A 23,281-nucleotide genomic window follows, 5' to 3' on the forward strand; every position below is an offset into this window, starting at 1 on the left:
CACCCTTTTTTTTTGCTTTGGATGAATTACAGCGTGCCTGTGCCGCCGTCTGAACACCATACCTGACCTGAACTGTAGCTGCTCTCAGTTGACGCCATCGTGACATACAGCGGGGCGATCTCCGCAGGCTGGCCGGGACGTCCCAATGGCGCAGTGGCGCCAAACTGCTGCACTTTTTCCTGCGGCTGCCCACCGCTGGATTGTAATGGCGTCCAGTAAGGGCCGGGGGCAACGGCGTTAACGCGGATCCCTTCCTTACCGAGCTGCTGCGCCAGCGCTTTGGTAAAAGCAACAATCGACGCTTTCGTCTGCGCATAGTCCAGCAGAATGGCGCTTGGCGAATAGGCCTGTACGGAGGACGTATTGATAATCGACGCGCCGCGCGGCAGATGATCGACCGCAGCTTTGGTTATCCAGAACATTGCATACACATTCGTTTTAAACGTGGCGTCAAAATCTTCCGTGCTCAATGTGCGGATGGATTCATTAAACTGCTGACGGCCAGCGTTATTGACAAGAATATCCAGGCCGCCCAGTTTGCTGACGGCATCGCTCACCAGCTGCTGGCAAAACGATTCAGAGCGGATATCGCCAGGCAGGGCCACGGCGCGACGGCCTTCTGCTTCGATCAGCGCAATGACTTCTGCTGCGTCGGACTCTTCTTCCGGCAAATAACTGATGGCGACATCGGCTCCTTCACGCGCATAGGCAATGGCCACCGCACGGCCAATACCGGAGTCGCCGCCGGTGATTAACGCTTTTCTGCCCGCCAGACGACCGGAACCACGGTAGCTTTTCTCGCCATGATCCGGAACGGGGATCATTTTACTGGCGAGACCGGGCACGGGTTGTGGCTGCTCAGGGAAAGGCGGTGCAGGGTAGTCGATGGTGAGTAGTGATTTTTTTTGATGTTCGCTCATAAATTGCACCTTAATTTGTCTTAAACCGACTTTAAGCCTGGCAGAGATGTGACATTTGTCACGCCTCGTCACCAAGTCACCCGACGCTATGGTTGTTTTTTAGGCGCTAAATAAGAGAGGATAACGCCTTGTGTCGTACCCTAAAAAGCCTGATGGCAGCGCGAGAGAGAGCAATTAAAAAAGTATCAGGAGAACCGGGCTGCGGACCGCACTTTTTGCTAAAAAAATCGCCGGTTTTGTCTCTTTTAAATCTATACAGATTTTTAATTTTTGTATAACTTACGCTTCATTAAAATTAACAGGACTTGCGCTAACGCTAAAGAGGATTTGAAAATGCGGCAGGACGAGTTTAAACCTAAAACAGAACATGAAATAGCACGGTACTTCAGCATGGTTGATCAGGCTATTCCTTCCCATCAGGACACGCTGGGGCAAATCGTAATGGAAATTATCAAGTCGGGAAAACCCGTTAACCGCAAAGCCATCTGTTCTAAACTGCTGATGCGCCTTGAACACTCTTCCAGTGCGGAAATGGAAAAGCATCACCACGAACTGATTGGCATATTATTTGGACGTGACCAGTAAGGATTACCCGTCTACCGATTCTGAGAACAGGTATGAACAGAAGTGACAGTGACAAGCTGACCGATATACTGCTGGGAGAAGCGGTGCTGTCGGTAATTAAACAGCAAAAGAATCTCAACGCTGCAACGCTGCTCGAGAGGCTGCAAGGGATGGCGGCGAGTGAGCAGGACAGCGCCCGTTATACTGCCTGTCTTGATGCGATAGCAGTTATAAAAAAAACCGAAACCTCGTCCGCCACGCAGCGTCTGATGCGCAACCTGCCGGCCGCGGAAGATAATGTTATTCGTTTTGATACAGACAATCGCAAACCTTCAGGCCGCAACAAGCACTGACCCGCGCGTTTTATTAAAACTGGTAATTCAACCCGACCATGCCCATCGCGTTACTGCTTTTTTCCGCCAGCGGACTCTCTTTCGCATCGTTAATAAGAATTCCCCAGCCCAGCGCGCTGTTTACACGCCAGTGCGGCGACAGTTGATATTGCCAGCTCAGGCCAGGGGTTATTTTAGAGAAGCCGGAAGAGGGCGTGTAAACCGAATAGTGTCGTTCACTGCTGGCGCTCTGCTGCGGCGTGATGCCATACCAGCTTTGCATATAATCGCTGCTGTTCCACATACCGGAAACGCCCAGCGTTAATTTTTGTTGCTCATCGCGGTATATATCATAGCCCACGGAGAGCGTTGCGCTGGCACCCTGATCGCTGTCGCCGGCGGCAAGATATTTTAACGTGGCATTAAAACGACCTGGCTGCCAGCGTAAAAAAGCGCCGTAAAGCACGGTCGAATCAATGTCTTCCAGCCCGTTAAGCGCCGAAACGTCCGACGAATCGCGCCCGCTGCTGTAGCCAACAATCGGCCCGATACTGACGTCGTCAGTCAACGGCAGTACCACGCTTAATTCGTCTCCCTGCAAACGCAGCCTGCCATTAAATAATTGCGCCTGCGGCACCGGAGAAATATGATATTTATCTGCGCCGCTATAGTACGGTACCCATGCCGCGCCCAGCCCCACTGAGGCATTATATTCTTCTGCCCGTGCGCTATTCATGAAAGCAGCGGCCATCGTCATGTAAATAAGCAGACCCGACCGGTGAATAAAATGCAGATTACCTGACGCGTTCATAACCTTCTCCCGACAATGAATGTTGCGGCTATCTTATTATTATAAAAAGCAAAATCCATGACTGATTTATTTCACCGGGTGTCATGACATGTCGTGACATTTTTCCCGTTACCGTTGCTGTGGATGAGCACGTAAAATAGATCTTTTACCTCCCCCTGTTCAGAGAGGCGTGATGAACCTGCAAAGCGTTAAAAAGCCCCGAATTGTCATTCTTGATGATGAAAACGAACTGCGGCTGATGTTGACGCGTTATTTGCAGGCGCAGGGATTCCAGGTGCGCGCGGTGGCCGAGAGCGGGCGACTTAACCATTACCTGCAACGTGAGCGCTACGATTTACTGATCCTTGATATCATGATGAAACCGGAGGATGGCCTGACGGTGTGTCGTCGCCTGCGTCGTGAAGGCCAGATGATCCCGATACTGATGCTGACGGCGCGCGGCGATCCGATTGACCGCGTTATCGGTCTGGAAACCGGGGCCGATGATTATCTGGCCAAGCCTTTTTTACCGCAGGAACTGGTCGCGCGCATTCGTGCAATCTTTCGACGTCAACAGCTGGACAGCGGCGCGGTGCCGCATCTGCCGTCACGGGTTGTCTTTGGTCCCTTTACGCTGGATCTTGATCAGCGGGAACTGTATCAACAGGGTGAACGGGTGGTGCTGAACAGTGCCGAAATGCAGCTTCTTCTTGCGCTGGCGGGAACGCTGAACAGGCCGGTCAGCCGTGAAAATCTGATGGCGCGTGCGCGGGGTCGCGACTACAACGCCCATGACCGCAGCGTTGATGTTCAGGTGCTGAGGTTGCGTAAGATCCTTGAGAAAGATCCCGCTGCGCCAAGATGGATTAAAACCGTCTGGGGCTCTGGTTATATGCTTTCGGGGCAGGCGGAATGAGGCACCTCCGCTGGCCGAACTCATTAAAAAGCCGTTACGGGTTGCTGTTGATCCTGCTGGTGTTAATTACGCAACTGCTCTCAACGCTGGTTTTCCTTCACTATGTGCAGCGGCCTCGCGTTAATGACGCCGCTCACCTTCTTGCCGCGCAGGCGCAGATGCTGAATACCATCCTGCGTTCCGTTCCGCCGCAGGACAGACCGCGTTACGTCAGGCAGCTCAATGCACAGAGCGCGCCGCCGCCCGGTCTGGAAGAACCGGATTCCGACGGCCTGCGCGGCTTTGTTCGCGGTTTTGACCTGCAACGCTTCGTGCAGCAGTTGCGCGTTCGTCTGCCTGACGATATGGACGTGCGCTGGGAGCCTTCTCCGGCACGACGCTTCTGGTTTCGTATCCACATCGCCGGTGAAGCCTGGTGGATCACGCTGCCCAATATCCAGGCCGAAAGCATCACCGGCTGGGGCATCGCACTGTTGCTGTCGCTGCTGCTTTCCATCGTTGCACTGGCGGTGGCCTGGTTTACCCATCGTCACTTTACCCGGCCGTTAACGCGGCTGGTGCGTGCTGCACGCGCGCTGGGCCGGGGCGATAAACCGGCACCATTAGCACTGAGCGGCCCGCGGGAAATCGTTGAGGTCAGCATGACCTTTAATCAGATGTTACAGGGACTGTCCGACCTGGAGGAGAAGCGCGCGGTATTGCTGGCCGGTATTTCACACGATATTCGCACGCCGTTAACCAAGCTGCGTCTGGCTATCGCCATGACGCCCGGGCGCGAGGCAGCGGAAGAAGATTATCAACGCTACTTCGATGATATCGATGGCATCCTGCAACAATTTATCGAATATGCGCGTGGTGAAAGCCATGAGCCGATGGAAAAGGGCGATCTTAACCTGCTGTTAAGCGCGCTGGCACAGGATTACGCCGGGCTGGGAATATTTTTTGATTTGCGACTGGAGCCGCTGCCGGATTTCTCATGGCGGCGAACCAGTATTCTGCGATTGTGCATGAACCTTATGCAAAACGCGGCGAAATATGGCGTAAAAGAGCTGGAAGTTGCCAGCTGGCATCATCAGGGCTATGCATGGATTGCCATCAGCGATCGCGGGCCTGGCATTCCTGCCGATGAGCTGCATGAAATTACTCAGCCTTTTAATCGCGGCAGGCGCAATATGCAGCTCAGCGGTGCCGGGCTGGGGTTAGCGATTGCCGAGCGCATTGTTGCGCAGCATCAGGGTGAACTGCGGATCAGCAATCGCGAACGCGGTGGCCTTGAGGTGGTTTTTACGCTGAGGATGCGGTGAAAATAGCGCCAGCGCACAACGGCGGCGCTATCAAAAGGGATCAGCCTGCGGTAGTAGGTTCTTCAGCAAAGCTTGGTTTATCTTTCTGTACGGAGTAGGCGACGCGCTTCACCTGACCGGCTTCGGTGGTGATCTCCACCGGCTGAATGGTGACCTGACCAAACCCAAACAGAGTGCGCACATAGCCGCCAACTTTATGTTTACCGGGCGCCATTCGCAACTCTTTGCTTTCGCCGCGAGCCAGCATGCCCGCATCGTTGCCATCGACCGTGAGGAAGACGGATGAACCATCGTCAGCCCGGCTGGAAATGTGCGAGACACTGACCTGGGCGGGGCCGGATGTAAACGCCTGAGACGTCTCTGCTTCCGCTGCCGGATGCTTAGCACAGCCGGTCAGCGCCATAGCGGCAACGGCCGCCGCCAGAGTAAAACGGAACATCATAAGACCTCATTTTCCTCGAAGGATATAGAACAGCCTATTTTAACGTTTCTGCCTGGGTATATACAGCGGGGAAGCGTTAGGGTTCATCTTAATTTGTTAAAATTTTCCGCAATGCCGTCATTTTATTCGCCTTTCCTGTCAACTTTGCCACTCTGTGCCATGCTTTAGGAAATATGTCGAAAACGGCACAGCCTGCAATAAGGAGATAAGATGAAAAAGATGCTGACACTCGCCGCCATTCTGGTAATGAGCTGCAATGCAATGGCAGAGAAAGGCGGATTTAAAGGTGGAGACGCGCCGCCGCCGCCGCATAAACAGGATGCCGGTTATAAAGGTTCTGAAGATACGAATGAAGGCAAAAGCAGCGATGTTCGTTCGCTTCGTGATGGCGCCTGGGTAACGCTGGAAGGCAATATCATTAAAAAGACCGGCAAAGATCGTTACGATTTTCGTGATAAATCCGGCGTGATAGAGGTGATTATTCCGCAGGCAGCATGGAAAGGTAAAGAGCGGGGCGCGGACGATCTTCTCCGCATCAGCGGCTATGTAAAAGGACAGGGCAAGACCAGACATGTTGACGTTCAGCGGCTGGACGAGCCGTAAGCTTCCGATACAGCCCCATAAGGGGCTTTTTTTGTGCGCCGCAACGTCCGGAACAGAGGAGATCGGATGCAGAATGAAAAATGTGAAGTGCTGGTCGTTGGCGCCGGCCCAACCGGACTGATGGCGGCCTGCCTGCTCGAACAGTGCGGCATTCACGTGAAAATCATCGACAAGTCGATCTCCGCCTCGCAGGAGTCGCGCGCAGCAGTGATGTCGGCGCGCTCGCTTGAGCTGTTTGCCTCACTGGGAATGAGTGAAACGGTGCTGGCGCAGGGGGCAATCACGCGCAATATTGACTTTTTCATCTCTGGTCGCCATCAGGGCGGGCTGGACTATGCGCACTGCACGTCTGTCGACACGCCTTTTCGATTTATTCTGATGATCCCGCAGTCCAGAACTGAAGCCATCATGCTGGACAGACTTCAGTCGCGCGGTATTCACGTGCAACGGGGCGCAGAACTGGTCGCGCTACGTATGCTGGCAAACGGCGCCGAAGCCGACGTAGTCAGTGCCTCCGAACAGAAAACCATTGAGGCGAATTATATCATTGGCGCAGACGGTGGTCACAGTACCGTCCGGCATTTGCTCGGTCTCGGTTTCGACGGCGAAAAATATCCGCAAAATTTTTTGCTCGGCGACGTGCATGTTGACTGGCAGTGGGATCACGAGCGGTTTCGTATCTTTATGCATGGCGAACGCATCGGACTTTTTTTGCCGCTGGGCGGCAACGGTCTGTCGCGCGTCATGACGACCGACATGAACGGTGGATCGGACAACGATGCGGAACAGCTGCGCCTTGAAACATTGCAACAGGCATTCAGTGAGGCCGCGCAGGTCCCGGTGAAGCTCAGCAATGCGCGCTGGCTGACAAAGTTCAGCACCCATCACCGCATCGTCGATCGTTATCGTTCGGGACACATATTTGTCGCGGGTGACGCCGCGCATATTCACTCTCCGGCAGGCGGCCAGGGAATGAATACCGGTCTACAGGATGCGGCAAATCTGGTATGGAAAATCAAAAACGTTCTGCATCACCACGCCGCGGCGCCGCTGCTGGACAGCTATGAGTATGAAAGACTGCCCGTCGCGCGCGAAACGCTGGCATTTACCGATAAGATTTTTCATCTTGCCGCCGGACAAAAAGGCTGGCGGGCCAGCTTCCGCGACCGTATTGCACCGCTGCTGATTGGCCCGGCGTCGCGCCTGCATAGCGTGCAGGAGAGGGCGTTTCGAAAATTTGGTCAGCTTGATATCCGCTATGCCCGGGGCAGCTACATTTCTGATATCAGCGAGAGTGATTCACCGGCCCAGCCCGGCGATCGCGCGCCTGACGCGCAGATAACCCGACATCAGGATCTGTTCGATCTGCTGGCAGGTTACCGTTTCACTCTTATGCTGCTTTCACGCAAACCGCTTGAGCCGCAACACGCGGAGTCATATCTAAAACGGCTTTCCTCCGTCAGAGCATCGCTGTCGCAGACGCTGCTGCTCGCGCCGATGACCACAGGCAGTCACGCAGCGGTGATAAGCCCTACGTGCAACGATGTCTTTACTCAGTACGGTTTGCAAGATGACAGCTCTCAGGCGGTGTTATTGATCCGGCCTGATGGTTTTATCGCCTGGCGCAGCAATGACGATAATCTTACGGCGGCAGATGCCTGGCTTACACGTTTTTTTGCGGCGCCTGCCTGAGCCTCAGCGACTGCCCGCGCCGTTCCAGCGCGCTTTGAGCAGGTTAACCGCCTCCTGCACTTGTGGCTGATTGAGATAGTCTTCCCTGAACAGAATAGTGCCGTCGACCTCCGGCAAAGAGTCGTTTAAATCGAGCTGTTTTTTCAGTTCCGGCACGCCGCTGCTTATTGTCCACTCTGGCTCAACCGTTGAGGGCATTCCCACTTTGTACAACGCCACGCCGATATACAGACGGGTATGGGTGGGCTTCACCACGTCGGCCCACCATCGGGTTAATTCATCGTAGCGGGCGGCCTGGCGCGAGAACGGCCAGTAAATCTGCGGAGCAATATAATCCAGCAACCCTTGCTGTACCCAGCGGCGGGTGTCGGCATAGGATTCATCATAGGCGGCCGCACCACGGGTATCGGATCCGGCCGGATCGTGCGAGCGGTTGCGCCACACGCCCGCAGGACTGACGCCAAAGCCGACGGCAGGTTTTATCTGTTTAATAGTGCGTGAAACCTGTTCAATAAGCTGCTGAGTATTATGGCGTCGCCAGTCCGCTTTTGAAGCAAATCCCTGGCCATATTTCCTGAAGGTTTCGCTGTCGTTGAGCGGAGAACCCGGCGTCTCGGCATAAAAATAATCATCAAACTGTACGCCATCAACGGGATATTGCGTAACCACTTCGGCCACAATGCTGGTTATCCAGTCACGTACCTCCGGAATGCCCGGATCGAGAACATAACGTTCGCCGGCGGTGCGCACCCAGTCACGATGCAGCAAAAATACGCTGGCGGGATGCAATGACAGCGTTTGATTCAGTTCTGACACCGTTGACGTTTTCGTATTAACGGTGACGCGATAGGGATTAAACCACGCATGAACTTTAATGCCGCGCTTGTGGGCTTCATCCAGCACAAACTGAAGCGGATCGTAACCGGGATTGTCACCAACCCGGCCGGTCAGCATATCTGACCACGGCAAGATTTTTGATGACCAGAGCGCCGTGCCGTCGGGTTTAACCTGAAAAAAGAGAGTATTGACGTTCAGACTCTGCAATTTATCCAGCTTTTGTATCAGCGCCTGCTGCTGCTGGCTGATACGCGCGGAGGCGCTGCGCGCGGTGATCGAGCTGACAGGCGGCCAGTCGAGACGTGACACCGTCGCCAGCCAGACGCCTCGCACAGGTTGCTGCGGCTGAGGAAGTTGGGCCGCAGTTGGATGTTCCGCTACGGGAGGAAAGGGCGTCACTAACGATTTCGGCGGTTCCGTGGCGCAACCGGCAAGCAGAAGCGCGCTGAAAATCAGCGCGCCAGGCCGTTTGAAAGGCATGATCGAAGGGTCGTGCCGGGAAAAAGGGATAACAGGCTCCGGTTGTTTCTTATCATTGCGATGAAAAGCATTGTCTTACTATTCGCAGTAATGTCAACGTGTTGTGAGCCAGATTATCGCATCAGCGTTCAGGTAAGATCTGACGCTGGCAACGCTTTCAGCAGGTTTTCCGGCACAGTCGTTTTTGGCAGGGGAAGCCGGAACAGCTTGCTTTCCGGCTCAAGCGATACCGTGCGCAAATGGCGGTTGCAGATGAACCATATTTCGTCGCGATCGTTTGACAGGATGTAATAGGCGTCGGAGGTTTCAGAGGGATTAAAGCATCCCAGCGCACGATATGCCGTGCCTGAACTGAAGCCACTTGCCAGAGGGAGCGGCCGCGGACCATTAGCAAGCTCTTCGATTCTCAGATACAGACCAGTTTCCAACCAAAGCATAAGTTATAACGCTTCATCAAAGGGGGAGTTTACTGAGTATAGCTGCGGAACGGTAAGTCATCGTTCCAATTCATGTAACACCAGAAGCGTTCTGTATTTTAAAGCCTGATTGCACTGTGCAAATGTCAATAAGCCGCCGTGATTAAGCAAAACCAGAGTGCTAAGCTTTAGCCCTCTGGCGATAAACTCTTGCTGGCTACAATCAGGCTTTTTGGCCGTTTTCAGCCGAACAGTCGCTGATGATTTTGCGTAAGAGCATGTGCAACATCAGGCAGCATCGGGAAAGAGCTTTGACCGCCGTATTTCTGAATTGAACATGAACTGATTTCAGCAGCGAAAGGAATACCTTCTTCCAGCGGAAGTCTGTTGACCAGACAATATGCAAGCCCGCCAATGAATGAGTCTCCGGCACCGGTTGTATCAACAACATCCGGGCAGAATACGGCCGGAAAGTGCCGCGCACCCTCATCGCCGGATAGCACTGCGCCTTTTTCTCCCAGCGTAATAATCACCCGATCCTTCACCCGCTGATGCAGGCTTTCCGCGCAGGTTAACGCCTCTCTGACCGACGTTACCGGCCCTGCACTCATAAAGCTCGCTTCCGTCTCATTGACGACCAGAAAATCGACCTGACTGAGAGCCTGCGCAGAAATATCGCGGGCAGGGGCGTTGTTCAATAAAATTTTGCAATCATGTTGGCGCGCCAGGGTAATAGCGCGTTCAACCAGGCGATCGGGTATTTCAGATTGCAGGATAACCAATGGCCGATCGATGAATAAATCAGCATTAATATCGTCCTCAGCGATCAGATAGTTTGCGCCTTTGATTATGGTACTGCAATAATCACCGGATTCCAGGATCTGAACGATGCCAATACCTGAGGTTTTTCCGCGTTGGGAAATCTTGTCAACTGAAACACCGTTTTCGTTAAGTGATTTAATCAGTTCTGCGCCATAAATATCATTTCCAACGCATCCAACCATGTTGACATTCAAACCCAGCTTGGCGCACTGAACTGCCTGATTAGCACCTTTTCCACCCGGCATCAGCATCAATTCGTTGCCGGTAAATGTCTCCCCAATTTCCGGTAGACGATCCTGCTGGACAAGAATGTCATAGTTAAGACTGCCAATAACAACAACATTATGTTTCATCATTTAAGCCCTTAATTGGCGGTGCGCTTGGACACAACCGCATTTCTGGTATTGTGTAAACTTGTCTGGCTTTTTTCACTGGTCTTGCTGGCAATAATGGTAAAAATGGCATCCAGAATATTCAGATGCACAATACGCGTGGTGGCATTTTCACCGGTAATGGGATTGTTCTTTACCGATGAAATAATTGAATGTTTGGCAATCAGGCTTAATGGGCTATTCGGATAGTTGGTCAGGCAGATAGTTTCCGCACCATTGTCATTAGCAGCTTTAACCATTTGGATAATATCGGTAGTCTGGCCTGAATGCGAAATCGCCAGTAATATATCGCCAGGTTGCATTAATGAGGCGGTCATTAATTGCTTGTGGCTATCACTAAATACTGAAGAGAATATGCCAATCTTCAACAGCTTGTGATTGAAGTCATCACAGATTGAACCTGAACCACCGCAACCGGCGATAAATATTTGTGCAGTTTTCGGTTTATCAATAAACAAATAGGCGACCGCTTTAATCACCTTTGCGTTAATTACACTCAGTGATTCCTGAAGTGCAAGCACCGAGTTTAGAAACGTGCTCTCAAGAACCTGTTCAACGTATTGTTCTGACTCAGGAATTACCGGAATATCCACAACGTCTTCCTGACGGGTAACCTGCTGCGCGATATTAACTTTAAGATCGTGAAAACCAGTGAAACCAAGTTTTTTCGAAACTTTAGTGATGCTGGACACGCTGACATTAAGATAATTCGCAATATCAGTGATACGCATTTTTGATAATGACTGCGGATTATCGTCAATGAAACGGGCAATTGAGCGTTCTTTCTTTCCCAGCTCAGGAGCCAGAGTTCTGGCCAGCAGGAATATTTCACTTCCCTTAAGTCTGTTATGCATTTCGCGCACTCATTAAACACTTTACCTTTACGCTAACATGGCGCACAGGTAAAAAGTGTTAAGTAGATCACATGCTGTAAATCGTTTTACTGATGGGTTTTACTCTCAGTAAAATAAAACAATTGATTGCGAGGGTTTTATTTTACTACCAGTAAATAACTATTTTAACGTGATGATTTACATGCATTTTACTGCCAGTAAAATTTCACCACGAAAAACACACCGTTAATTTTATTAGCGGTAGTATTTTATATTCTCTCTTTACGCTGGTAATAAAGTCACTTATAACGATCGGGAAATCATCCTTTAAGGTATCTAAAAATGAAATTTTCCTCTCGCATTAATTCATTCCGTTCTCGATCCGAGTTGTTTGAGGCGAAGAACAATATGGACACGTGTGACCTTATTACCCGTATGGGTACTGTTAAAGGTTTGACACATATTGAACTGAATTACCCGGAGCATTTTATCGGTCAAAGCAAAGAGCTGATTAAAAAAACGATCGCGGATAACAATTTGCAGGTGGGTGGCATTGCTCTGCGTTATAACAAGGATTTTATTGACGGTGAGTTCACCAATCCTGACGCCGCACTGCGCGAGAAGGCCATTGAGATTACCCTCGAAGCCGCAGAGGTCTGCAAATATCTCGGCGGCAATACGGTTACACTGTGGTTTGGCTACGATGGCTATGATTATCCGTTCCAGCAGGACTACTTCCGCGCCTATGAATGGCTGGTTAGCGCGTTACAGATCGTAACAAAGGCGCATCCTGATATGCAGTTCAGCTTTGAATATAAGCCATATGAACCCCGGACTTTCTCATTTATTGGTGATGTCTCATCAACCCTGATGCTGATTGAGGATGTTGGTTCTGACAATCTGGGTATTACTCTCGATTTCTGTCATATGATAATGAAGAAAGAGAATCCGGCATTTTCGCTGTTTCAGTCGGCGCGCAGAAATCGCCTGGTTGGCTTCCATCTGAATGATGGTTATGGGCATTTTGATGACGGTCTGATGCTTGGTTCAGTGCATCTTATGCAAACCCTGGAATATATCTATTATGCGAAACGCGTAAATTTCAACGGTCTGATTTATTTCGATACATTCCCAAGTCGTGAAGATCCGGTTGCCGAATGCGCTCAGAACATCCACATGTACAAAGCACTGTCTGACTTTATTGATCGCCTTAGCATCGAAGAAATCGATCAGCTGATCAAAAGTCAGGATGCATTAAAAGTGCAGGGCATGATGATGAAAATGCTCGCAAAATAATTAAATAACTTAAATCTTACCTCGTATTTACAACCAATCAGTGCCAGTCACTGGGGGAAACTATGTTTGATAAAATAGGTTTGCCTAAAAACTTGCTGTGGGGCTATATCGGCCTGGCTATTTTTATGATCGGCGATGGCGTTGAACAGGCGTGGATATCCATCTGGCTGGTTGAGAAGGGGCTGTCAGTAGCTCAGGCCTCGTATCTGATCACGGCATATGGTGTCACCGTCACGCTGGCAGCCTGGGTGACAGGCGTGTTAGTGCAGACGCTTGGCCCGCGCAAAGTGATGGTCTATGGCTTGATCACCTTTGTCATTGGCAGTATTGGTTTTATCGCCGTCGGGCTTAAGACCATGCACATGGCGTGGATGGTGCCTTTTTATGCTATTCGGGGCATCGGCTATCCCTTGTTTGCCTACTCATTTCTGGTATGGATTAACTACAGCACACCCGTGGCGAGACGATCTACCGCAGTGGGCTGGTTCTGGTTCACCTTCTCATTAGGTTTAAGTGTTATTGGTCCATTCTTCTCATCTCTGGCCTTACCGGTGTTGGGAGAAATTCATGTGCTGTGGTTAGGGATGGTGTTTGTCATCGTTGGCTCAGTGCTGGGGATCTGGGTGAACCGTGATGTGGTGCCTGCATCCGAAATACATCCTTTCAGCGCGGCTGAGTTAATCAAAGGCATAACCATATTACAGAGGCCGGTGATTGCTATCGGACTGGTGGTAAAATCGGTAAATGGGATCGCCCAATACGGTTTGGCCACGTTTCTGCCGCTGTACCTGATAAGTTTCGGCTACAGTAAAACCGAGTGGCTGCATATGTGGTCAGCAGTATTCCTGGTGGCTATTTTCGCGAATCTGTTCTTCGGCTTCTTTGGCGACAAATTCGGCTGGCGAACAACGATCATGTGGGTGGGTGGCTTTGCGTATGCAGTAGTGCTGATTCTGGTATGGGCGGTACCGCAGGTGCTGGGCCATAATTTCTATGTAATGGCGTTCGTACTGTGTTTATGCGGCATTACCATGGCCGGATATGTTCCTTTATCTGCGCTTTTCCCAATGCTGGCACCCGACAGTAAGGGCGCTGCAATGTCGGTATTAAATCTTGGCGCAGGTCTGGGGGCATTTATCGCACCGGCGATAACCGCCTTGTTCTACACGTCGCTTGGGGCAGGAGGCGTGCTGGGAATTTATGCAGGACTGTATTTGTTGAGTGGTGTGCTCACGCCATTCCTCAAAACCCCGGAAGAACTTGGTGAACAGATAGAAATGAAGGACAAAACTGCCTGACAGGTAATGACGTGTTGTTTCTGAAAACCCAGTCGATGCACTGGGTTTTTTACAGGCTTTAATTTGTTGTAATGGGGAGGCGATCCGGACATAGATGAACCATTACAGTCAATTTAACATAATATACATTATGTGCACCGACATGGCGGAGATTGAAAAATTGCCCTCCGTGCGTATCCCAGACCAGTTCTTGCTTGTCCGTCATTCACCCATTCGCGAAATCACGTAGCATGCTGGCATTAACCGTTTCACGCTGATGAACCGTTACGATCCATCGCGTTGTGCCAGCCAGACAGTATGACCAAGACATTCAGCATCCCCGGCCACCATTTTTACAACGTGAAAGCCATGCTCATGCAAAAGCTGTTCATACTCTGCCGCAGCCAGACTGGCATGATAAAGCGCTTCACCTTCAAATGTGCCAATGGCTTCGCCGTTACCTGGGCCGCTGGTAAACATTAATGCCGCTTTGCTTGCCGCGTGCTGACGGAAGCGCGTAAACATTTCACGCTGATCTTCACGCGTCAGATGAAAAAAACTGTCCCATGCGATCAGCCCATCGAATTTTTCCGTCAGCGCCAGCGCCCGCATATCGGCTTGCAACCAGTGGTGCCGGGGAAAACGTTGTTGGCAGGCATCAATCATCGCCTGTGAGCTATCAACACCTGTAACCTGAAATCCCTGTCGGATAAAATACTCCGCAACCGGCACGCCGTTGCCGCAGCCGATATCAAGTATCCGCCCGCCTGCGGGCAGCAGGTTCAGAAAGCTGTCGAGCCAGGGCTGCTCAAAAAGATGGGTTAAACGCTGATCCCCAAATGCTTTGGCATGCCGTTGATAAATTCCAATGATATTTTTTGCCAGCGGATTGGACATCAGCTCTCTCTTTTAGCGGCTCAGGCATTTTTCAGCCCGACTGAACCCGTTATCTTAATTACTCTTTCAACTGCTCATTAACATGCTCAATGGCCTGAACAACTTCGGCCGAATGCGATTGTATCCCGACAATAACATTGCCTGCTTCTTTAATCAGTGAAACGCCCAAATCAGCCCTGACAAGGTTAGCCGTAATGTTTTTTTGTGCCGTGCTGGCCAGCGTCTGATTGCAGTCCACCACGCTGGCAATTTCCTGGGTGGCACTGTTGATATTGGCCGCCAGCATGCGGACTTCATTGGCCACGACGGCGAAGCTTCGACCATGCGTCCCTGCCCTCGCCGCCTCAACGGCGGCGTTCAGCGCCAACAGGTTGGTCTGATTGGCGATGGAACGAATGGTATCAACCAGAATACCAATCTGCGCCGACTGGCTGCTCAGCCCATTGATATCTTCCGATACTTTGCGCAGCTCGCTGGCGATTTCATTCATTTTTTGCACGCTGTTTTCAACAACAATCACGCCCTGCCGCGTATCGGCATTGGTCTCCAGCGCCGCTTTATAAGCGTGTTCGGCGGCTTCCCGCTCCTGTTTGTTTTTATTCATTTGCGCCGTGACGTCGGTGGCAAATTTCACTACTTCATACAGCTTTTTGTTTTCATCAAAAACCGGATTGTAGGTCGCGCGGAGCCAGATCTTTTCACCCTTTTTATTCACGCGCTCATAAAAGCCCGAGGCGAAATTTCCCTGACGCAGCTTTTGCCAGAAATCCTTATACTGCTGACTGTGATAAAGCTCAGGGGTACAAAATATACGGTGGTGCTGCCCAATAATTTCATCGCTTCTGTAACCGGTGGTTTTCAAAAAATTTTCGTTGGCGTGAAGCACGTTGCCATCCAGATTGAATGAGATAACCGCCATTGAACGGTTAATCGCATTGGTCATCGCCCGTTGCTCCTGGGCATCAAAGATCCTTTCAGTAATATCTGACGCCAGTTTGACAATCTTTATCACTCTGCCGCTGCGATCTTTAATCGGGACATAGTTGGCTTCCAGCCAGACAGGACGTCCAAACCTGGCAAGGCGCAAAAATTTATTGCTGAAACTTTCTCCGCGACGCAGTCGCGCCCAGAACTCCGCATAGGCAGCCGAATTGTTGAAACTGTCCGGGCAGAGAATGCGGTGATGCTGGCCGATCACCTCGCCTGCCGTGTAGCCCATAATGTCCAGAAATAGTCCATTCGCCGAAAGAATTTGGCCTTCAGGGGTGAACTCAATCATCGCGATAGCGTTATGCAGCGAGTTAATGGTTTCGCGGGAGTTGCGTAAGGGAGAGTGCGCAACACGTGATAAAACCGCTGATTTAATGCTGTTGATCATTCTGTAACCTTTTTAGAAATTATTAATATCGTCACAGAAAGGGTTATCGGCAAAAGCGGGCAAAAATTCACTTTTAAATCGCGCACAATTTAAAAGCACGCGATTAGCGTGTTTTGTCAAAAATTTCTCATGGTTTTGCAGACCTGAGATATTTTTTTTGCGGCAATTTTATGTGATTTTTTAGCAGCTTCCTGCACATTTACTGATTCCATTGGCAAAACAATCACTGCTTTACCCTCTTATTTACGTCTTCAATTTAAGTCAAATCGCCTAAAGTAATGCTATGCCCGGATAACATTTTAATTTTTCTCTCCGGTTTTCTGACGAAAAGGTTCTTTTTGCGTGGCTAAAACATTCTTACGCAGCGGAAATTTAGACGCCGTTCTGGCCCTGGGCGAAAACGGTTTGCCGGTTTACCTTTCAGCCCTTCAACTTCGCGAGACGTTACGTCTGCGAAAACAGCAGCACATCGCCGACTGTCTGGCGATCCCGCAGCCTAACGACGCGGGCGATCGCCTTGACTGGTACGCACCCGTGTCGGGCAAAATCTCCTCCTGGGCAGGCGCGACTGACAGCGCACGCAGTCAGGCGCTCAGCCAGCTGGTGGCGTGTCAGCAGGCGGTTGCCGACCTCTGTCAGCGCGCACAGAATTCTGAAAAACCGGGCCAGAAACTGTTTGGCGCCCTGCTCGCTAAGGCTTTACAGTTTCCCGATCAAAATTTTGTCTATTTAGTCGGCGGTAAACCCGTCATCACCTTCTGGGGTTTTGTCAGTCTGGAAAAGAAAACCCGGCTGGATGCGCTGGATTGTCTGCGTACCGAACCGGAAGAGATCCCGATGTTGTCGAAACGGGTTGATATCCCGCCGCCGCCGATCATTGTCGCGCCGCCTGTACCTGTGCCCGAGCCGACTATTGTCTTGCCGCCTGCGCCACAGGAACCCGCAGCGGAGCCTGCACCGTTTACTCCGGTCGCGGTTGCGCCCGCAAGAAAAAATCTTACCCTGCTGCGCTACGGCTGGACGTTACCTGCCGTCGCCTTGTTAATTGCGCTGGGCGTTCAGTTGAAAAGCTGTGTTTCACAGCCGCAAACGACGCCGGCTGTCCAACCGCCTGTCAACGTTGAGCCGGTGGAGCCGCCTGCACCTACTCCCGCGCCACCCGTTGCCAAACCGGTGCAGGCGCCCGAACTGCCGCTTGCGCCTGCCAGCAGCACTCAGGTGAATGCTCCTCAACCTGAGCCTCAGGCCGTGCCGCCAACAGAGGCCGTCAGTGAAGAAGCGGCAATACCTGTTGCCAAAGATGATCTGGTGATGCCAACGGATGCGGTAAAACTGGGCTCAACTAAATTCCTTAATGGTAACTGGCGCGCCCTGCCCGGCGGAAAAAATCCGGTAACCGGCAAGCCGCCAGGCCTGCGCTACCAGATGAAAAACGGCAAAGGAACGCTGAAGCTGACCCAGGGTGACGGCGTAAGCTGCCGCGTGGATGTGTTCGCTGGCCTGATGAAATCAGGAAACCTGGTGATCAACAGCCGCACCAAAGCAAAATGCAGCGACGGTTCCCGCTATCAGATGCCGGACCTGGTCTGCAAACAAGGTATTAGCGGCCCGGCTGAGTGTAGCGGACAGTATGATGCTAATACGGTATTACCGATGACGATGAAGCGTGAGAGTAAATAATGATGCTGGCTGCGATCACAGATTTTAAATCCACGATGACGCTGATTCAGAACAGCGGCATTCAGTTTCTGGACTTTGCATTGACGCCGATCCACGACGCCGACATGCCAGGAAAATTTGTCCGTCAGACTGCGAACGGCCCGCTGCTGCGCCTGAATTTCAATGCGCAGAGCGGTAAGTATTTGCTGCCGGTCAACGCGGGCGGCATGCCTGAAGTGGTCAAGCCGGAGTTCAGCTTTTCGCTTGAGCAGTCGCTACAACTGTTAAACGGCGTCTGGCTGCCGCTGCCTTTTTTCCGCTTCAACCCGCCGCGCACCTTTATCGGCGGCCCGGACAACTGGGCGCGCATGCAGATCCTCGCGCTCGACAGGCCCGATCCCAATGGTAAAACCCATCGTCTTTGTCTCGCATTTGAAACCCGCGTCTGGCCGGAGGGTGAAGATGAATCGCTGGCGCTGAATGAGAGCGACGTTAAAAACGGCGTCAGTTTTGCACTGGCTCATCGTAGCAACGAGCTGGGCGAGTTTCTTGATCACACCTGGATTGATGGCTGGCTGCGCGAAGCGTTCAGCGAACGTGCCGCTGCGGTTGAAGGTCGGCCGCAGGTGAATATCCGTACCGCGCTGCGTGAATTTGAATACCAGGCGCACTATCTGAATATGCTGCATCTGCTGGGAGAGCAACTTGCGCTGCCCGAGCTGAAAATCAGCGCCGCCACGCTCCAGGAACCTGCCGTTGCGGTAGATTTGATCCTTGATGTCGGCAACTCGCATACCTGCGGCATCATGGTTGAAGACCATCCTGACGACCCGCATGGCCTTAAGCATACCTATGAGCTGCATCTGCGCAATCTCAGCGCACCGCACCAGCTCTATAATGAGCTGTTTGAAAGCCGCGTCGAATTTGCGCAGGCCAGTTTTGGTAAGCAGAATTACGCTATCGAAAGCGGGCGCGATGACGCGTTTATCTGGCCCTCCATCACTCGTGTTGGCCGCGAAGCGACTCAGCTGGCGCTGGCGCGCCTGGGCACCGAAGGCGCTACCGGCATCTCCAGCCCGCGGCGCTATTTATGGGATGAAGAGAGCTATACGCCAGGCTGGCGTTTCAGCCGCACGCCGGGCAGCGCCGCCCAGGAGCCGCTGGCGACCGCCGCGCCGCTGACCTTTTTAATTAACGATGAAGGCCAGCCGCTTTACAACCAGCCGACGGAAGAGCGCCTGCCGGTGTTCTCGCCGCAATACAGCCGCAGTTCGGTGATGAGTCTGATGCTCTCTGAACTGCTGGCGCAGGCGCTGATGCAGATGAACAGCCCTGCCCAGCGGCAGAAAATGCTGCACAGCAGCGCGCCGCGCCAGCTACGTCATATCATTTTGACGTTGCCTTCCGCGATGCCGAAGCCGGAACGGGAAATATTTCGCCGCCGCATGCAGGAAGCTATCGCGCTGGTGTGGAAAGCGATGGGCTGGCATCCGGCTGATGACGACTTTACCAGCGAAAAAGATAAAGCGAAGAGTCTGGTGCCGGTGCCGGTGGTACAGATGGAGTGGGACGAAGCCACCTGTGGGCAGATGGTCTACCTCTACAACGAAACCCAGGTTAACTTTGGCGGCCGCGCCGAAGACTTTTTTATCAGCATGGCGCGGCCGGATCGCGTGCGCGCCGCTGATGAGCCGCCGGGGAAAACGCTGCGCATTGCCTCCATTGATATCGGCGGCGGCACCACCGATCTGGCTATCACGCAGTACCGGCTGGACGACGGCGTCGGCAATAACGTCAAAATCATGCCGCGCCTGCTGTTCCGCGAGGGATTTAAGCTGGCGGGCGATGACATTCTGCTGGATGTGATCCAGCTTTATGTGCTTCCCGCCCTTCAGGCGGCCTTCAAACAGGCCGGCATGGCTAATCCCGAAGGCGTGATGACGCGGTTGTTCGGGCACGAAGGTCGGCTCGACGGACAGTCCACCCTTCGCCAGCAGGTGACGTTGCAGATTTTTATGCCCGTAGGCCAGGCGATCCTTGAAGCCTATGAAAGCTTTGATCCGCTTGATTTGAGTGCTGAAGTTGACGCCCGCTTCGGCGAGCTGCTCGGGCAGCCGCCAACGCAAAAGCTGCTGGATTACATTAACCGTGAGATCCAGCGTGAGCTACCCGGCGATGCAGCCGGGTTTGATATATTGCAGGTGCCGCTGATTGTGCGGTTGAGTAAACTGCATGCCGAATTTCTTTCGCCACGAATGAATATCACGCAGAGTCTGCGATCGATGTCGGAAGTGGTGGCGGTTTATGACTGCGACGTGCTGCTGCTGACCGGCCGACCTTCTCGCTTCCCCGGCGTACAGGCACTGTTCCGTCATCTTCAGCCGCTGCCGGTCAGCCGCATTCTCTCGCTGGATGGCTATCACACGAACGACTGGTATCCGTTTAACAAACAGGGGCGCATTGAGAACCCGAAATCCACCGCGGCGGTGGGGGCGATGCTCTGCCTGTTGTCGCTGGATCTGCGGCTTGCGAACTTCTGGTTCAAAGCCGGTGATTTCCAGCCCTATTCAACCATTCGTTACCTTGGCATGATTGACAGCAACGGCGCACTCAGCGGTGAAAACGTCTGGTATGCGGATATCGACCTCGACGACGAAAAATTCAGCCTGGATTCGCGTCAGCGTTTCCAGGTGCGCGGCGCGTTGACGTTGGGATTTCGTCAACTGGATAACGACCGCTGGCCAGCGTCGCCGCTCTACACCCTTTCTATTGTCGATCCGCAGCTGGCACGCAGCGTCGCGGGCGATAAGGTATTAAAAATCAAACTTGCCGTTACGAAGGACGCGGGCGAATTTGGCCCGGAACGGTTTGAAATCGCCGAGGCCGCACTGGACGATGGCACACCCGTGCCGCTTGAGCACCTGCGTCTGAAATTAAATACGCTGGCCAGCAGCGGATCGGGGATCACCCATTACTGGATCGACAGTGGGAGCGTATATAAGAAATGAAACCGTTGACGCCAAAACAGATGTCGGGACAGTTCGGCAAAAAACTGGATGTGTTGGTAAAAGCGATTGACCGCGCCGCGCTTTGGCTGGAGAGCGCGCGGGAAACCTCGCCTCGCCTGAATATGGAAGCCGATCGGCTGGGCATCAAGCTCTGTCGTCAGCGCAATAAAGCCGCTCATCTGGCCGCCGCGGCAGGAAAAGAGTGCGCGATTGGCCTGTTCGGACTCTCACAGGCGGGAAAGTCCTATCTGATTAATGCGCTGGCCGTCAGTGAAAAAGGCCGACTGGAGATAGCGCTTGGCGCGGAAACCCTCGATTACAGCGCACTCAACCCACAGCAGTTGACCGGCACAATGGTGACCCGCTTCACCGGCCAGCAGGTACGCGTGGATAATGAGTGGCCGGTGCAGTTATCGCTACTCAGCGAGGAAGCCCTGATTGCCGTTATTACTGAAATGGGGGCAAACCGCAACGGCGAGGCGACGCCGGACGAACAGCAGATCGGCGATCGGCTGAAAAACGTCGGTATGTATCGTCAACCTCAGGCGGTTGACGGCCTCACCCGCCACGACGTGGTGGCGCTGTGGGACAGGCTGTCCGCCAGTCAGACCGCCAGCAGTAAAGCGCTGGAAACACATTTCTGGCCGTTGGCCGTCGATCTGGCGCCGTCGCTCAGCGTTGACGATCGCGCCCGCCTGTTCTCTCTGCTGTGGCATGATGATCGCGCGCTGACGGCGCTCTATCGCCAGCTTGCGCACATTCTTGCCGTCTGCGCGCCACGCGTGCTGGCCCCGCTCTCTACGCTGGACGATCCCACGCTGAGCATCCTGAACGTAAGTGGTCTGCGCTATTTCAACGCCGCGATCGACAGGGTGATTCAGGTGCTGCCCCAGGTGGAAGGACGCAACCTCAAACCGGTGAACGTTGCCCTTTCTGAACTGGCGCTGCTCAGCCGTGAAGTGACGCTGCCCTACTACAGCGCGCCGCGTGAAACGATGTTTGAACAGGTCGATCTGCTCGATTATCCGGGGATCGAAACGCCTTCTGTTGTGCCTGACGATGCACAGCATGAGATGGCGCTGGCCTTTCTTACCGCCAAGCGCTCTTTTCTTCTCACATATGCCGCCGAGCGGCAGGATGTCAATCTGTTGATGGTGTGCAGCGCCGTCAGCCAGCGCAGTGATTCGCGCATCGTTGGTCGCGTACTGGATAACTGGGTAAAACAGACGCAGGGCGAAAACAGCCAGGTGCGTGGCCGACGCAAACCGGGCCTGATCTGGGCGCTGACGCCGTTCGATCAGCGTATCACGCACGGGCAAAATTATGACGCGGCGGTGCAGCGTTACGTTGGCAATCCTGGCGATGCCTGGGGCTCAATGCTGGCGATGGATGATAAAGGCGTCAGGCGGATGGCAGGCTGGCTGATGACCGAGGTACGTCGCGAGATCAAGATGGAGCGGCTGGATGAACAACGTGAAGAGCTGCGCCGTGAACTCAATGATAATCTGCTGGGACGCTGGTATCTGGTTTCAGAAAGAGAGGAGCCGGAAGCGCGCCAGCGCGTGGCCGAAACGCTGCTTAAAGCGCTCCAGGTGCGAACCGGCGTGCATGGCGAACTGCTTGAACGGCTGCTCCCCGATCGTGAAACGCTCAGGCATCTGTTTCTACAGCGGCAACGCCCCGGCGAACGTCCGCAGGAGCATGTGCTGAGCGAAGACGATCCTTTTGGCATCGGCATGAGCATCGATTTGCTGAGCGACGAACCCGTTCCGGCGCTGCTCAATCCGGAGGTGGCGACTGACGAGCCGGAAGCGGAGTTCGCCCATCAGGTTTACCGCCTGTGGGTCAATATTCTGCGCCAGCTGCCGGATCGCGCACCGTTGCTGGAGCTGCTGGGCGTTTCCAGGGCGACGCTGGAGATGCTGACGGAGGAAATGGTTACCGCCAGCATCCGCCTTGATATTGAAGGCGCGCTGGTCAATATTCTCAACGACCGCGAAGCGGCGGGTATTCCCGCAGAGATGATCGCCGACCGCCAGGTATCGCGCGCGCTGAGCGTGCTTGGCGATTTTGTTGCCTGGCTGGGTTTTCAGCATCTGCCGGAAGCGCAGCGCCCGGAGAGTAAAATTAATCGCGGGCAGAAAATCTTCGCCAAACCGGAGGCGGGCCCCGCGCCTGGCGAGCGCCTGACTCGTCTGGCGTTGAAACCCAACAATCATGCGGCATTCTACATTTACGACTGGCTGGTGGGGTTGAATGAGATGATTTTACAGAATGCCGGCTGGTCCGCCGCCCGCGAAATTGACAGCGCGCATCGCGCCGAACTGGCTGCCATTTTGAAACTGACCGCAGGCGGAAAGTGAAGAGTAAACGACGCTGACGCTTCTGCTTATACGGTCGCGGCAAAGCTTTAGCGTCTTAAG

General features: G+C 53.1%; 20 protein-coding genes. 11 read left to right on the plus strand and 9 right to left on the minus strand.

All coding sequences use genetic code 11. The features are described 5' to 3' along the window. Positions 1 to 26: 26 nt before the first annotated feature. Positions 27 to 920 (minus strand): SDR family oxidoreductase, encoded by an 894-nt coding sequence (locus tag FA91_RS08975; RefSeq protein WP_034914783.1) that lies wholly within the window; start codon positions 918 to 920, stop codon positions 27 to 29. Positions 921 to 1,253: 333 nt separating this feature from the next. On the opposite strand from FA91_RS08975, the gene ycgZ reads away from it, so the two are divergent. Both ycgZ and FA91_RS08985 read left to right on the plus strand, forming a co-directional pair. Next, positions 1,254 to 1,505: a regulatory protein YcgZ gene (gene ycgZ, locus FA91_RS08980; RefSeq protein WP_034914785.1), complete on the plus strand. Its 252-nt coding sequence runs from the start codon at positions 1,254 to 1,256 to the stop codon at positions 1,503 to 1,505. A gap of 32 nt (positions 1,506 to 1,537) precedes the next feature. Then, positions 1,538 to 1,837, plus strand: a complete 300-nt coding sequence (locus tag FA91_RS08985) for a hypothetical protein (RefSeq protein ID WP_034914787.1) — start codon at positions 1,538 to 1,540, stop codon at positions 1,835 to 1,837. Between the two features lie 13 nt (positions 1,838 to 1,850). Here FA91_RS08985 and FA91_RS08990 read toward each other — a convergent pair whose 3' ends face one another. Continuing rightward, positions 1,851 to 2,627 (minus strand): MipA/OmpV family protein, encoded by a 777-nt coding sequence (locus tag FA91_RS08990; protein WP_034914791.1) that lies wholly within the window; start codon positions 2,625 to 2,627, stop codon positions 1,851 to 1,853. A 172-nt stretch (positions 2,628 to 2,799) separates the two neighbouring features. Between FA91_RS08990 and FA91_RS08995 the strand changes: the two genes are divergently transcribed. After that, positions 2,800 to 3,522 (plus strand): response regulator, encoded by a 723-nt coding sequence (locus FA91_RS08995; protein ID WP_034914793.1) that lies wholly within the window; start codon positions 2,800 to 2,802, stop codon positions 3,520 to 3,522. Next, positions 3,519 to 4,826: an ATP-binding protein gene (locus FA91_RS09000; RefSeq protein WP_034914795.1), complete on the plus strand. Its 1,308-nt coding sequence runs from the start codon at positions 3,519 to 3,521 to the stop codon at positions 4,824 to 4,826. The genes FA91_RS08995 and FA91_RS09000 overlap by 4 nt, the downstream gene beginning before the upstream one ends. Positions 4,827 to 4,866: 40 nt before the next feature. Here the strand turns inward: FA91_RS09000 and FA91_RS09005 are convergent, their stop codons facing one another. Further along, positions 4,867 to 5,268, minus strand: a complete 402-nt coding sequence (locus tag FA91_RS09005) for a hypothetical protein (RefSeq protein ID WP_034914799.1) — start codon at positions 5,266 to 5,268, stop codon at positions 4,867 to 4,869. A gap of 210 nt (positions 5,269 to 5,478) precedes the next feature. Here FA91_RS09005 and FA91_RS09010 point away from each other — a divergent pair, with 210 nt between their 5' ends. Beyond that, complete coding sequence (locus FA91_RS09010) at positions 5,479 to 5,871, plus strand: NirD/YgiW/YdeI family stress tolerance protein (protein WP_034914803.1); 393 nt, start codon at positions 5,479 to 5,481, stop codon at positions 5,869 to 5,871. 66 nt (positions 5,872 to 5,937) lie between these two features. Then, positions 5,938 to 7,563, plus strand: coding sequence for an FAD-dependent monooxygenase (locus FA91_RS20090; RefSeq protein WP_051937113.1), 1,626 nt, complete (start codon positions 5,938 to 5,940; stop codon positions 7,561 to 7,563). Positions 7,564 to 7,566: 3 nt separating this feature from the next. Here FA91_RS20090 and FA91_RS09020 read toward each other — a convergent pair whose 3' ends face one another. The 4 genes from FA91_RS09020 to FA91_RS09035 form a co-directional block, all read right to left on the minus strand. Further along, entirely contained in the window at positions 7,567 to 8,880 is a 1,314-nt protein-coding gene (locus FA91_RS09020; RefSeq protein WP_034914806.1) for a glycoside hydrolase family 10 protein, read from the minus strand. 128 nt (positions 8,881 to 9,008) lie between these two features. Then, complete coding sequence (locus FA91_RS09025) at positions 9,009 to 9,317, minus strand: hypothetical protein (RefSeq protein ID WP_034914808.1); 309 nt, start codon at positions 9,315 to 9,317, stop codon at positions 9,009 to 9,011. 221 nt (positions 9,318 to 9,538) lie between these two features. Next, positions 9,539 to 10,471: a ribokinase gene (locus FA91_RS09030; RefSeq protein WP_034914810.1), complete on the minus strand. Its 933-nt coding sequence runs from the start codon at positions 10,469 to 10,471 to the stop codon at positions 9,539 to 9,541. Positions 10,472 to 10,482: 11 nt separating this feature from the next. After that, the gene (locus FA91_RS09035) at positions 10,483 to 11,364 is read right to left on the minus strand and encodes an SIS domain-containing protein (RefSeq protein WP_034914812.1); all 882 of its coding nucleotides are present in this window, start codon (positions 11,362 to 11,364) and stop codon (positions 10,483 to 10,485) included. Between the two features lie 321 nt (positions 11,365 to 11,685). On the opposite strand from FA91_RS09035, the gene FA91_RS09040 reads away from it, so the two are divergent. Continuing rightward, positions 11,686 to 12,639, plus strand: coding sequence for a sugar phosphate isomerase/epimerase family protein (locus tag FA91_RS09040; RefSeq protein WP_034914814.1), 954 nt, complete (start codon positions 11,686 to 11,688; stop codon positions 12,637 to 12,639). 62 nt (positions 12,640 to 12,701) lie between these two features. Beyond that, positions 12,702 to 13,937 carry an MFS transporter gene (locus tag FA91_RS09045; protein WP_034914817.1) on the plus strand — a complete coding sequence of 412 codons (1,236 nt, stop codon included), beginning with the start codon at positions 12,702 to 12,704 and terminating at the stop codon, positions 13,935 to 13,937. 264 nt (positions 13,938 to 14,201) lie between these two features. Here FA91_RS09045 and FA91_RS09050 read toward each other — a convergent pair whose 3' ends face one another. After that, positions 14,202 to 14,813, minus strand: coding sequence for a class I SAM-dependent methyltransferase (locus FA91_RS09050; RefSeq protein ID WP_034914819.1), 612 nt, complete (start codon positions 14,811 to 14,813; stop codon positions 14,202 to 14,204). A gap of 58 nt (positions 14,814 to 14,871) precedes the next feature. Beyond that, positions 14,872 to 16,191 (minus strand): PAS domain-containing methyl-accepting chemotaxis protein, encoded by a 1,320-nt coding sequence (locus tag FA91_RS09055; protein WP_034914821.1) that lies wholly within the window; start codon positions 16,189 to 16,191, stop codon positions 14,872 to 14,874. A 342-nt stretch (positions 16,192 to 16,533) separates the two neighbouring features. Between FA91_RS09055 and FA91_RS09060 the strand changes: the two genes are divergently transcribed. From FA91_RS09060 to FA91_RS09070, 3 genes are read left to right on the plus strand one after another with little or no spacing between them, the layout of a single operon-like run. Next, positions 16,534 to 17,871: an SrfA family protein gene (locus FA91_RS09060; protein ID WP_034914824.1), complete on the plus strand. Its 1,338-nt coding sequence runs from the start codon at positions 16,534 to 16,536 to the stop codon at positions 17,869 to 17,871. Positions 17,872 to 17,873: 2 nt separating this feature from the next. Next, entirely contained in the window at positions 17,874 to 20,858 is a 2,985-nt protein-coding gene (locus FA91_RS09065; RefSeq protein ID WP_034919153.1) for a virulence factor SrfB, read from the plus strand. Further along, positions 20,855 to 23,221: a virulence factor SrfC family protein gene (locus tag FA91_RS09070; protein WP_034914828.1), complete on the plus strand. Its 2,367-nt coding sequence runs from the start codon at positions 20,855 to 20,857 to the stop codon at positions 23,219 to 23,221. The genes FA91_RS09065 and FA91_RS09070 overlap by 4 nt, the downstream gene beginning before the upstream one ends. Positions 23,222 to 23,281: the final 60 nt, after the last annotated feature.

This window comes from Erwinia sp. 9145 (assembly GCF_000745075.1).
GTDB lineage: Bacteria > Pseudomonadota > Gammaproteobacteria > Enterobacterales > Enterobacteriaceae > Erwinia > Erwinia oleae.

Excerpts from the sequence above, each read along its gene's own strand:
- FA91_RS08975 (WP_034914783.1), bottom strand. The coding sequence starts at position 920 with ATGAGCGAACATCAAAAAAAATCACTACTCACCATCGACTACCCTGCA.
- ycgZ (WP_034914785.1), top strand. The coding sequence starts at position 1,254 with ATGCGGCAGGACGAGTTTAAACCTAAAACAGAACATGAAATAGCACGG.
- FA91_RS08985 (WP_034914787.1), top strand. The coding sequence starts at position 1,538 with ATGAACAGAAGTGACAGTGACAAGCTGACCGATATACTGCTGGGAGAA.
- FA91_RS08990 (WP_034914791.1), bottom strand. The coding sequence starts at position 2,627 with ATGAACGCGTCAGGTAATCTGCATTTTATTCACCGGTCGGGTCTGCTT.
- FA91_RS08995 (WP_034914793.1), top strand. The coding sequence starts at position 2,800 with ATGAACCTGCAAAGCGTTAAAAAGCCCCGAATTGTCATTCTTGATGAT.
- FA91_RS09000 (WP_034914795.1), top strand. The coding sequence starts at position 3,519 with ATGAGGCACCTCCGCTGGCCGAACTCATTAAAAAGCCGTTACGGGTTG.
- FA91_RS09005 (WP_034914799.1), bottom strand. The coding sequence starts at position 5,268 with ATGATGTTCCGTTTTACTCTGGCGGCGGCCGTTGCCGCTATGGCGCTG.
- FA91_RS09010 (WP_034914803.1), top strand. The coding sequence starts at position 5,479 with ATGAAAAAGATGCTGACACTCGCCGCCATTCTGGTAATGAGCTGCAAT.
- FA91_RS20090 (WP_051937113.1), top strand. The coding sequence starts at position 5,938 with ATGCAGAATGAAAAATGTGAAGTGCTGGTCGTTGGCGCCGGCCCAACC.
- FA91_RS09020 (WP_034914806.1), bottom strand. The coding sequence starts at position 8,880 with ATGCCTTTCAAACGGCCTGGCGCGCTGATTTTCAGCGCGCTTCTGCTT.
- FA91_RS09025 (WP_034914808.1), bottom strand. The coding sequence starts at position 9,317 with ATGCTTTGGTTGGAAACTGGTCTGTATCTGAGAATCGAAGAGCTTGCT.
- FA91_RS09030 (WP_034914810.1), bottom strand. The coding sequence starts at position 10,471 with ATGAAACATAATGTTGTTGTTATTGGCAGTCTTAACTATGACATTCTT.
- FA91_RS09035 (WP_034914812.1), bottom strand. The coding sequence starts at position 11,364 with ATGCATAACAGACTTAAGGGAAGTGAAATATTCCTGCTGGCCAGAACT.
- FA91_RS09040 (WP_034914814.1), top strand. The coding sequence starts at position 11,686 with ATGAAATTTTCCTCTCGCATTAATTCATTCCGTTCTCGATCCGAGTTG.
- FA91_RS09045 (WP_034914817.1), top strand. The coding sequence starts at position 12,702 with ATGTTTGATAAAATAGGTTTGCCTAAAAACTTGCTGTGGGGCTATATC.
- FA91_RS09050 (WP_034914819.1), bottom strand. The coding sequence starts at position 14,813 with ATGTCCAATCCGCTGGCAAAAAATATCATTGGAATTTATCAACGGCAT.
- FA91_RS09055 (WP_034914821.1), bottom strand. The coding sequence starts at position 16,191 with ATGATCAACAGCATTAAATCAGCGGTTTTATCACGTGTTGCGCACTCT.
- FA91_RS09065 (WP_034919153.1), top strand. The coding sequence starts at position 17,874 with ATGCTGGCTGCGATCACAGATTTTAAATCCACGATGACGCTGATTCAG.
- FA91_RS09070 (WP_034914828.1), top strand. The coding sequence starts at position 20,855 with ATGAAACCGTTGACGCCAAAACAGATGTCGGGACAGTTCGGCAAAAAA.